Below are 10,035 nucleotides of genomic sequence, written 5' to 3'. Positions count from 1 at the left end.
CCTACCAGTTATTTACCCTTCTGAAGAAGAGCTAAATACACATGAGACTTGGGTCAAAGAATTTGAGAAAAAACATGGAGAACCTTGCCTTTTTGCAAAATAAATTTTTGATTCTTTAGCGTTTTTAGCTTTCCCCCTTTGTAAGTTAAGTTATATTAGTCACATAGATTTTTAGCTCAAATTACCGAGCACTACGAATATAACAATTGATTTTTTTTCAAAGGGGAACGTTTATGTCTGAGCATACTTCGATTCATTTCGATCCAACAGCTTTACTCATCATCAAACATGAAATTGATCGCTCAATAAAACTGGTTGAAGGTGCAGTAAGCACTTTAATTGAAGAACAAACGCTCCCTTTTGGTATTGATGATGCATTAGAACAATTTAAGCAATGCACTCAAGTCCTACGTTTAATTGATATCCCCTATCTTGCAAAAATCACTCAATATTCAACTGAGCTGATGCAAAAAATTATTGCTAAACCAACGCAAATTAATACTGATGATGTCGTTGCGCTGAGTGAAGGCACGACCATGGTAAAACGATATATTGAGTTTATCTGCTTGCGTGAATTACAAGTTCCTCAGTTTCTTCTTAATACCTTAAATAATTTAGAATTAGCTTTAAATAAACCACTGACGTCTTCTGGGCAAGCGATTGCTCCTTTACTTGCAAATGCTTCGCTTGAACTTCCACTCTCAGAAGTATTTATTAATGAAAAAACTCAGTTTATTCATCAACTCTATAAACTATCTCTACATCAATTTTTAAATAAAACAGAAGCTACTCATCATTATCAAGCTTTTAAACTGATCGGTACCTATTTGGTCAGCATGGCAAAACACCAGCCAAGCCAACAATATTGGCAACTCGTAAATTATGCTTTCGACCATATTGATAACTTGCTTCTAAATGATTCACGCCTACGTGTACTCATTAATATTGAAAGTTATATTGGTCAGTTCTTAGCAACGCCGGAAACTTTCAAACCTGATTTACCTGCACTTGCAGATATTTTAAGTATAGTTATCGCTCAGGAAGATGAGGTTGCTCACCATATTCGCAACCAACTTCATATAGGCGATGAAACACCGACAGATACGCAACTACTGGTTTTAAGCCGCCATCTTTTTGGTCCTGATTTTGAAACCATGCACGCAGTCAGCCAATTAATTTTGAGCGAAATGAACAAAGTGCGTAACGATATTGAATATAACTATCAAAATATGTCGACTGAAAAAGCACAACAATTGCAAACGAGTCTTTTACAGCTCGCATATACATTCAAACTACTTAACCTTGATGAAGCCTCAGTTGAGCTTTCTCAACAAGCGAGTAGTTTAAGTCAGCTCAATATATTAAGTAATGAAAACTATGCACAGCAGCTTATGGACAGCATTTTGTCTGCCATGAACTCAATTGGTATTTTGGTCCGCCAATATACGTCTAGTCGCTTACAACTTAACGTGAATAATACGAATATTTCCTTAGATCGTCTTGATGAGGCACATCAAGCCTTACTCACCGAGACAAAAAATTTAATTGATTTTATTTGTCAGAGCCTTACGTTATATGCAAATGATCAGACACAAAATATTGAAGCAATTGCAGGTTCACTAAAAGAGCTAGCAGGCGCGGCCGAGTTCCTAGGAAGTACCATTCAACAAGATGCTTTACTTCAAACAGCTCAATTTGTTCAACAACAACTTGAACAAAACCAGCCTTTTAATACAGACCAAATTCACTGTATTTTTAACGTATTAGCGGGCCTTGACATGTTGGTTGACAATTTAAAAAATAAACAACCTGTTTTACAATCCATGTTTAATGTAGCATTGTCGAGTAGTCAACAACTTCAAGAAAAGGCAGCTTAATGTCTGAATTATCACTTGCTTATATTTTTCATCATCAACAATTACTGGTTGATCAAAACCTTCAACTACCCAAAGTCGAAAAGTTAGCAAGTGATTTACTTTTCACTCATGATGAGCAGGTCATTGCACGTGACTTGCTTGCTGAGGAACCCATTCCCGAAGGCTTACAACTGGTTCCAATTCGCCAACTCATTACAAGTTGGTCGAAAGAACAGTTCTTGCAAGCAAGCCGCGCTGTACAGTTGCTTGAATGGCGACGCAATCATAAGTTTTGTAGCCACTGCGGACACCCGACAGAAGTTCATCCAACCGAATATGCAATGGTGTGCCCTTCTTGTCGCTATCACCAATATCCTCGTGTAAACCCGTGCATTATTACGGTCATTACTCGAGGTGATGATGAAATCTTGCTAGCGAAGTCAGTCCACAATAAAACCAACATGTATGGTTTGATTGCAGGTTTTGTTGAAGTTGGTGAGACGCTTGAAGAAGCAGTACAACGCGAAGCTTTTGAAGAAGTAGGCCTAAGACTCAAAAATGTTCAATATATGTCAAGTCAGCCTTGGCCTTTCCCAAGTAACCTTATGGTTGCATTTAGAGCAGAATATGAGTCTGGTGAAATTAAGCTGCAAGAAGAAGAAATTGCAGATGCACAATTCTTCAAAATTGATCAATTACCTGAAATTCCATTTAAAGGTAGTATTGCTCACTCAATGATTATGCAGATTACCCAAGCAGGGTAATCTGCCGTGTTTTAAACGAGACTATCGTTTAAAACACTTCTTCAAGAAAATGTAAGATCGTTCTTTTCGTTCTGAAATAATGACTAATAAAACTAGAAAGACTGGCCAAAATTGTAATATGTCCAGTTTTAGGAATCACAGCAATATGGCTGTGATTTCCACTTTGTCTTAAAGCTCGGTCCAAATCTAAAGTATTTTCTTTGCCTACAAGCTGATCATTTTCCGCCATGAGTAAGTAATGTTTAATACTATTTTGATTGACGAAATAGTATGGCATCACTTCTTGATAAGAAACACTTTGGTCAAAAGCATCTTCGGCCAGTGGATCGCCCTTATAGTCAAAATGATAGGGTCCAGCTAAACCAAAAATCGCTTTGATATTGCCCAAACATTGAATAGTGTTTGGTTTTGGATGATAAACAGCAGACATCACATTAAATGCCCCTGCTGAGTGCCCCATAAGCACAACATTTTCTGTAGAGATTTCTAGCTTGTCTTGGTTTTGATGCAAATAATTCAATGCCTGAGTCAGGTCATCAACAAAACTTGGAAAAATATTTTTTGGCGCTAACTGATAGTTAATAACAGCAACGTCATAACCTTCTTTGGCAAAGGTCTCACCAATAAAGAGATAATCTCGTTTATTACCATGTTGCCAAGCCCCACCATGCACAAAGACAATAAGAGGCTGATGAGATAGCTTTTTAACAGATCGATAAATATCCAAACGGTGGCGAGGCTTTAGCCCATAACGAACATTTGGAACCTGTTCAAAACCATCTTTTGGCGTAAAACGGTTTAAAGCAAAACTCCCCAAATCATACAGGCGGAACTCTTTATAAAGAGTTCGCGCCTGTTCAATTTTGCTTTGTAGTTGTTCAATCAGATTCATATATTACTGTGCAGTCGAAGCAGGATCTGTTTGGTCAGGATCAATTGCAACAGGTGTTTGAACTGTTGGCTGAGCAATGACGTTATTAATAATTGGTGTAGTCGTTGTGCTACCAGTATTTGCTGCTGGAGCAGGCGCCAAATCAACATTATCAATTAAAGTAACAATTTTGGTAACGTTACCAACATTTTGTAAGACGCTATTTAAATCATTAATTTCAGCTGTATTTAAACGGCCCATTACATAAAGTACACCGTCTTCGGTATGGACTAGAACCTTACTATCAGAAACCACAGGTGCTTTCATTAAAAGAGCACGTGTATTTGCGGTTACACCCGCATCTTGCATGATGGTGTTATAGCTAACTTTGTTACCCACCGTAATATAGTTATGTACGGCTTTCACATCACTCATGGCTTTAAGATTGTCTTCTGCCAATTGTTTCAAGTACGGGTCTGGCACTTGGCCAGTTAATAAAACTGTACTGTGGAAGCTTTCAATATTAATACGTGACTGCTTGAAACGTTGATCAAGTTTATAAATGTTGATATTTGCTGTACGTTTAATTGAAGAGTCAATGAATACTTGGCCTAGACTGCGGACACCGCTATCTGTGCCCACTGGAGCTGTGCCTGTTCCACCAGAAATAAAACTTGCGCAACCTGATAAACTTGCGACACAAAGCATTGTTACAGCAATACGGTTTAACACTCCACCAGACTCCTATCAATTTCTTGGCTTGATCATAAAGCATCAGACTTAAATTTGCTCAAAAGAGTAATGAACTCTTAATCCAAAGTAAATGCATTTTCGATCCATTGCAGATCATAATGGAATTTTGAAAAGTCATGCTGTACTGTTTTTGCAATTTTCTGTGGAAAATCAAAACAAATCACATCAAAACGACAATAAAAATCCTGATAAGATGGATAGCGCTGTAAAAAACGCATCGCAGTTTTGATAATTTTCTTCTGTTTTGTCCACGTTACCATTTCACAAGCTTGTCCATAATTTCCTATAGTGCGTGCTTTTACTTCAACAAAAACTAACTCTTGCCCTCTTTTGACGATTAAATCCACTTCACCACGGCGTGAATGGTAATTACTTGTCACCCATACATAGTTTTGTGCTTGTAAAAGGCTTAAAGCAGTTTGCTCTGCCCATTTCCCCAACTGTTGTGCCAATAACATTTTTATTTTCCCCAATGAAAAGCATCTCTAGATGTTTTTATAAATAAGTTATTTTCTGAAATTCATCTGACATATCAGAACTAAATCGAACAAATGAAAATCAGATCATTTTCGAAAAGCTCAAGCTAGCAGACATTGTTCACGCCCAAATCATAATTTCGGGTAAACTACCCCATTAAAATTGTTTATCTGTACGGAGTAAAACCAAATGAGTGCTCAGTTATTTGTTGTAGCCACCCCAATCGGGCACTTAGATGATATGACTTTCCGTGCAATTGATATTTTAAAATCAGTTTCTATTGTAGCTGCCGAAGATACTCGCCAATCAGCACAATTATTTAAGCACTATAATATATCGACTCAACTTACTGCATGTCATGATCACAATGAAAGCAATAAAATTGAGCAGTTAGTTCAAAAATTACTTGCTGGCGATAGCGTTGCTTTAATTAGTGATGCAGGTACACCGCTCATCAGTGATCCAGGCTTTAAATTAGTCCGTGCTGCTCAAGAGCACGGTATTAAAGTTGTTCCTGTGCCAGGTGCATGTGCTGCTATTGCTGCTTTAAGTGCGGTAGGTTTGCCGAGTGATCGTTTTAGCTTTGAAGGATTTTTACCATCTAGAGCTTCACAACGTATTTCTCAATTAGAAAAACTTAAGAATGAAACCCAGACCTTAATTTTCTATGAAGCACCTCATCGTATTTTAGAGTCTATTAAAGATATGGCTCAGGTATTTGGTGAAGACCGTCCTGTAGGGTTTGCACGTGAAATTACCAAAACCTTTGAAACCATTAAAAAAATGACCTTAAAAGATTTGGTCAGCTTCATTGAAAATGACCACAACCAAGAAAAAGGTGAAATTGTAGTGGTTGTGGGTGGTGCAGCTGCAAAAACAGATCTAGAACAAGAAAAACTAGATGAACTGTTAAAGCGTTTACTTCAAGACTTATCTGTTAAAGCTGCATCTCAACTCGCTGCCGATTTAACAGGAATTAAGAAGAAAGTCGCTTATCAACGTGCGCTCGAGTTAACTCAATCTTAATTTTTTAATTAGATATGGTGATGACAGGGACTATTTGTCATCACCATCTGTTAATTTTGCATAAATAATATTACAGCCAAAATTACTTCAAAATCAGAACAAACTTTCTGGCTTTTAAAAATACCTAACCGCTATCTCAATATATGTTTTGCTGACTCCACAATAGTCTCCGTCAGTGCATCTAACTGTTTAGACTGTCTTTTCCAATGGTGCCAATATAACGGAATGTCGAGCTCAGCCTCAGGTATAACATCCACTAAAGTTCCATTGCTTAGCAACGATTGAACCTGAAGTTCAGGCACCATGCCATACCCCAAACCTAATTGAATTGCTTTTACAAACGCATCTGTAGCAGGAATAAAACTATAAGGATAGCTCTGCAAAGGCAAACCATAATATTTCAGTAGTACCTCTGAATGCATAAGATCTTTATGGTTAAAAATTACAGCTGGTGCATTTCTTAAAGTTTCTCGGTTTACACCATGTTTAAACCAGTCAGCTGCAAATTCAGCAGAAGCCAACATTTTATAACGCATTTTCCCGAGTGGTTGAGCTAAACAGCCTGACATGACCTGTTCTTCTGCCGAGATACATGCGTTGACTTGTCCTGTTTCTAATAAAGTATGTGTGTGAGATTGATCATCAATTTTTAGTTCTAAGACTATTTTTTCTTTAAAAAGTGTTTGCTGAATGCTCGGTAAAAGCCAAGTCGCTAGCGAATCTGCATTGGACGCTAGAGCAATTTTATAGAATTCCGATTCCGATGATTTCCCCATCAAACCTTGTAATAAGTTTTGCTCCATTAATCTCGTATGACGTAAATGTTGCAATAACGTTTGCCCAGCTTGTGTGAGTACACATGGCCGCCCACGTATAATTAAAATTTGGCCTAAATACTTTTCTAAAGCTTGCACGCGTAAGGACACTGCCGAGGGCGTAATATATAAATGCTCACCTGCTGCATCAAAACTTCCCACTTCTGCGACTGCAAGAAAGGCTTCACACTGTTTGCTATCTAACATATCAAACCTAAATATTTTTTAGCCAAACCTAAATATTCTTAATTTTACTTATTTCTTAAGAAAAAGTCCGATAATTCCCACATCTGATTTTTCCACCTTATTGTTATGTTTTCTCTTAGTATATTTTTTAAAGGATTCGGTATTGGTAGCGGGCTTATTGTAGCAATTGGAGCACAAAACGCTTTTGTTCTAAAACAAGGCCTCAAACAGCAATATGTATTTTGGCTATGTTTAATCTGTGCACTGTCCGACTCAATTCTAATCGCGTTTGGTGTATTAGGTTTTGCCGAAATCATGACAGCATCACCCATCTTGATTACGGTCGCTAAATATTTAGGGGCAACGTTCTTATTGGTATACGGTGCAAAAGCATTCTATGCTGCCTTAAAAACCACCCAGAGTATGGAGCTTGATAGCAACCAGAAACAGACCTTAACCCAAGCATTAGTGACCTGTCTCGCCTTTACTTGGCTTAATCCACATGTCTATTTGGATACCATTGTTCTGATTGGTTCAGTTGCAACCCAGTTAGAAGACAAAATTAGTTTTGCTTTGGGCAGCATTGTTGCTTCTTGGATTTTCTTTTTCAGTTTAGGTTATGGCGCAAGGTTATTAAAACCATTATTTATCAATCCTAAAGCATGGAAAGTCTTAGATTTCATTATTGGTTGTGTTATGTGGAGTATCGCAATATCACTACTCATCTAATGCATTCAAATAGTAAAAAGTACCATGTCTGAATGGTACTTTTTATGCGCTTATAATTATGCTTGAGAACCCAACACCAGTTTTGACTGTTTTCTTTCTTGCTGTGATTGTTTTATAACAGCGTAACCAGAAGACACCCCCAAGTAAGCAATTACAAAGGCAACAAATAAATCTGGAAATACACTACCTGTTCCAAATACGCCAACGGCCGCTAAAATCACAGCAATATTGGCAATAGAATCATTTCTGCTACAGAGCCAAACTGAACGCATATTGGCATCTCCATCACGGTATGCATAGAGCATAAGCGCGACTGAAACGTTAGCAATTAAAGCCATCACACCAATTACTCCCATCACCATAGGCTCCGGTGAAACGCCATAAAAATATGACCAGACCACTTTTGCAATAACAAAAATACCGAAAGCGGCCATCGTTATTCCTTTAAGTAATGCAGCTGTTGCGCGCCAATATAAACTCATCGAAAGCACAACTAAAGATAATGCATAATTTGCTGCATCTCCGGCAAAATCTAATGCATCGGCCCATAGCGAAACAGATTGAGCCTTATAACCGCCCAATATTTCTACTACAAACATCAACGCATTGATCACAAGAGCAATCCATAACGCTTTTCTAAAACGTGGACTCACTTTCTTTGAAGGAGAACATGTTGAAGCACAACCACATCCAGCCATTTTATTTCCTCAAGAACTCTTTTATAGTAATTAAAAACCCTTGAGTAGCTCCAGAGTCAAGCCTTATGAGTCTTTCTATTGGTCAATTATCAAAAAAAGCGGATGTTCCAATTGATACGATCCGTTATTACGAAAAAGTAGGTGTACTTGATCGTATCCAACGTTCAGAAAATAATTATCGTGTTTACACTGAGCAAACGCTGAACGACCTATTGTTTATTAAGCATTGCCGCGAATTAGATATTTCACTCAGTGATATTAAAACGTTAAAAGAAATGAAAGCTCAGCCTAAACAGGCATGTACAAAAATTGATAATTTAGTAGATAAATATTTAAATGAAGTATCTGAAAAAATTGAAAGATTATTACTTTTAAAAGAATCTTTAATTGATTTAAAACAGCACTGCTCTACCAATCGAACAGTGGATGAGTGTGGAATTTTAAAAGAACTGCAAAGCTCGCCTTAAATCTATTTTGGTAAATTTACAGAAATAAAAAAGCACCACTCATGTGATGCTTTTTTAAGATTAATGGTCGCTATGTTCATCAGGAGGAACTTCGGTAATTCTACCACCTCGAGCTAAAAATGCAGCAACTTCATCTTCCAACGCTTGGCGCTGTTTCTGTTTAGCAGTTACAGTCAGCGTTTCTGCTTCAGCAAGGTCAGTATCACTCAAACTGCCTGCTTCTTCATCAGCTGCACCGCTTTCGGCTGCTTTCGCTTCATCTTCATCTACAGCAGAATCTTCTGCATCTTCATAATCATTGATATCTGACATTTCACACTCCCCACAATGATTTTTATTGCATCATCGCTATGGTTCCAAGACCTCAGAAATTTAGCAATCTCTTTGCGTTTAGCAAAGAGCCAAATTGGTCAATTCCGTATCTTTTATGACCAAATTGGTAATGATATATAAATGATTGTTCAAAAAATATCTACTAGTATTTAATTCACTCAGTAGAGTATAGATCCAGTAAATATTTTAATGCCTATAGCGGGTACTTTGTAAAGCCCCTAAACCATTTGCTTGTTGCATAAATCGGTCTTTTAAAAACGGAGTTAGCTCAACTTGCTTAAGCCCCATATTGCGAGCCCACACGACTGGAAATAGCTCACTGCTTTCAAGCCAACCAATTGCTGACATGCTATGCATCATTGCATCATTCTGACCTTTACGGCGATGTTCATAGCGCATTAAAGTTTGCTCATGCGCCCATACACCACGGTTTAAATCGTGAAGCAATACATCACACAGTACTGCGGCATCAAGACAGCCAATATTTACCCCTTGCCCAGCAAGTGGATGAATCACATGTGCTGCATCACCAATCAAAGCTAAGCCTGCTTTTACATATTGTTTTGCAGCGCGGGCTTTGAGCGGAAATTGTGCTCTTGAACGAACCTCTAACACCTCACCCAACATGTGTTGGCTTTCTTGAGTTAAAAGCTGCATAAACGCCGTATCGTTTAAAGCTGAATATTCATCGGCATAATCATCTGGTAGTGTCCAGACAATCGATTGCCAATATCCATTTTCAGCTTCTTCAAGACTTGCCATTGGTAAATATGCCAAAGGTCCTGTAGGTAGGAAAATTTGGCGGGCAACATAATGATGAGACTTTGCTGTTCTAATCGCACAGCTAATAGCTGCTTGTTTGTAATCTAGTACGTCGAGGTCAATAAAAGCCTGTTCACGTACAAAGGAATTCGCACCATCTGCACCAATAAGCAGTTTAGTTTTAAGCATAGTGCCGTCTGCTAATTGAATATGCCAACATCCAACACCTTGCTCAATACGCGTAACACGAACTTGAGTACGGTAATCTGTAAGCTGCTGCAACATTTTTTGCTGAATA

The 10,035-nt window shown here is 38.0% G+C and carries 13 protein-coding genes; 6 read left to right on the top strand and 7 right to left on the bottom strand.

Annotated features, from left to right (window positions below):
• From UC75_RS21445 to nudC, 3 genes are all read left to right on the top strand, one after another.
• Positions 1-103: hypothetical protein (locus tag UC75_RS21445; protein WP_228137356.1), on the top strand; the 103-nt coding region annotated here is incomplete at its 5' end.
• Positions 104-233: 130 nt separating this feature from the next.
• Positions 234-1,877 carry a hypothetical protein gene (locus UC75_RS11925; RefSeq protein ID WP_049837712.1) on the top strand — a complete coding sequence of 548 codons (1,644 nt, stop codon included), beginning with the start codon at positions 234-236 and terminating at the stop codon, positions 1,875-1,877.
• On the top strand, positions 1,877-2,620 hold the full coding sequence (nudC, locus tag UC75_RS11920; protein WP_005303431.1) for an NAD(+) diphosphatase: 744 nt from the start codon (positions 1,877-1,879) through the stop codon (positions 2,618-2,620). Before UC75_RS11925 ends, nudC begins: the two co-directional genes overlap by 1 nt.
• 28 nt (positions 2,621-2,648) lie before the next feature.
• Here the strand turns inward: nudC and UC75_RS11915 are convergent, their stop codons facing one another.
• The 3 genes from UC75_RS11915 to UC75_RS11905 all read right to left on the bottom strand — a co-directional run bounded on the left by UC75_RS11915 (position 2,649) and on the right by UC75_RS11905 (position 4,702).
• Positions 2,649-3,512: an alpha/beta hydrolase gene (locus tag UC75_RS11915; protein WP_049837711.1), complete on the bottom strand. Its 864-nt coding sequence runs from the start codon at positions 3,510-3,512 to the stop codon at positions 2,649-2,651.
• A 3-nt stretch (positions 3,513-3,515) separates the two neighbouring features.
• The gene (locus UC75_RS11910; RefSeq protein ID WP_049837710.1) at positions 3,516-4,223 is read right to left on the bottom strand and encodes a BON domain-containing protein; all 708 of its coding nucleotides are present in this window, start codon (positions 4,221-4,223) and stop codon (positions 3,516-3,518) included.
• 77 nt (positions 4,224-4,300) lie between these two features.
• The gene (locus UC75_RS11905) at positions 4,301-4,702 is read right to left on the bottom strand and encodes a YraN family protein (RefSeq protein WP_004793907.1); all 402 of its coding nucleotides are present in this window, start codon (positions 4,700-4,702) and stop codon (positions 4,301-4,303) included.
• A 208-nt stretch (positions 4,703-4,910) separates the two neighbouring features.
• On the opposite strand from UC75_RS11905, the gene rsmI reads away from it, so the two are divergent.
• Entirely contained in the window at positions 4,911-5,747 is an 837-nt protein-coding gene (gene rsmI / locus UC75_RS11900; protein ID WP_049837709.1) for a 16S rRNA (cytidine(1402)-2'-O)-methyltransferase, read from the top strand.
• 131 nt (positions 5,748-5,878) lie between these two features.
• On the opposite strand, the gene UC75_RS11895 is transcribed toward rsmI, so the two are convergent.
• A complete protein-coding gene (locus tag UC75_RS11895) occupies positions 5,879-6,769 on the bottom strand; it encodes a LysR family transcriptional regulator ArgP (protein ID WP_049837708.1) in 891 nt (296 codons plus the stop codon).
• A gap of 105 nt (positions 6,770-6,874) precedes the next feature.
• Between UC75_RS11895 and UC75_RS11890 the strand changes: the two genes are divergently transcribed.
• Entirely contained in the window at positions 6,875-7,477 is a 603-nt protein-coding gene (locus tag UC75_RS11890) for a LysE/ArgO family amino acid transporter (RefSeq protein ID WP_049837707.1), read from the top strand.
• 56 nt (positions 7,478-7,533) lie between these two features.
• On the opposite strand, the gene UC75_RS11885 is transcribed toward UC75_RS11890, so the two are convergent.
• Positions 7,534-8,175 (bottom strand): cation transporter, encoded by a 642-nt coding sequence (locus UC75_RS11885; protein ID WP_049837706.1) that lies wholly within the window; start codon positions 8,173-8,175, stop codon positions 7,534-7,536.
• A 65-nt stretch (positions 8,176-8,240) separates the two neighbouring features.
• Between UC75_RS11885 and UC75_RS11880 the strand changes: the two genes are divergently transcribed.
• Positions 8,241-8,642, top strand: coding sequence for a MerR family transcriptional regulator (locus UC75_RS11880; protein WP_009390419.1), 402 nt, complete (start codon positions 8,241-8,243; stop codon positions 8,640-8,642).
• Positions 8,643-8,702: 60 nt separating this feature from the next.
• Here UC75_RS11880 and UC75_RS11875 read toward each other — a convergent pair whose 3' ends face one another.
• Positions 8,703-8,954: a hypothetical protein gene (locus UC75_RS11875; RefSeq protein WP_005303414.1), complete on the bottom strand. Its 252-nt coding sequence runs from the start codon at positions 8,952-8,954 to the stop codon at positions 8,703-8,705.
• 207 nt (positions 8,955-9,161) lie between these two features.
• The coding region (locus UC75_RS11870; RefSeq protein ID WP_228137320.1) for an FAD-dependent monooxygenase at positions 9,162-10,035 on the bottom strand (874 nt) is incomplete at its 5' end.

Source organism: Acinetobacter sp. V2 (genome assembly GCF_001188385.1).
GTDB classification, from domain to species: domain Bacteria; phylum Pseudomonadota; class Gammaproteobacteria; order Pseudomonadales; family Moraxellaceae; genus Acinetobacter; species Acinetobacter oleivorans.
This window is presented reverse-complemented; position numbering and strand designations above follow the sequence as displayed.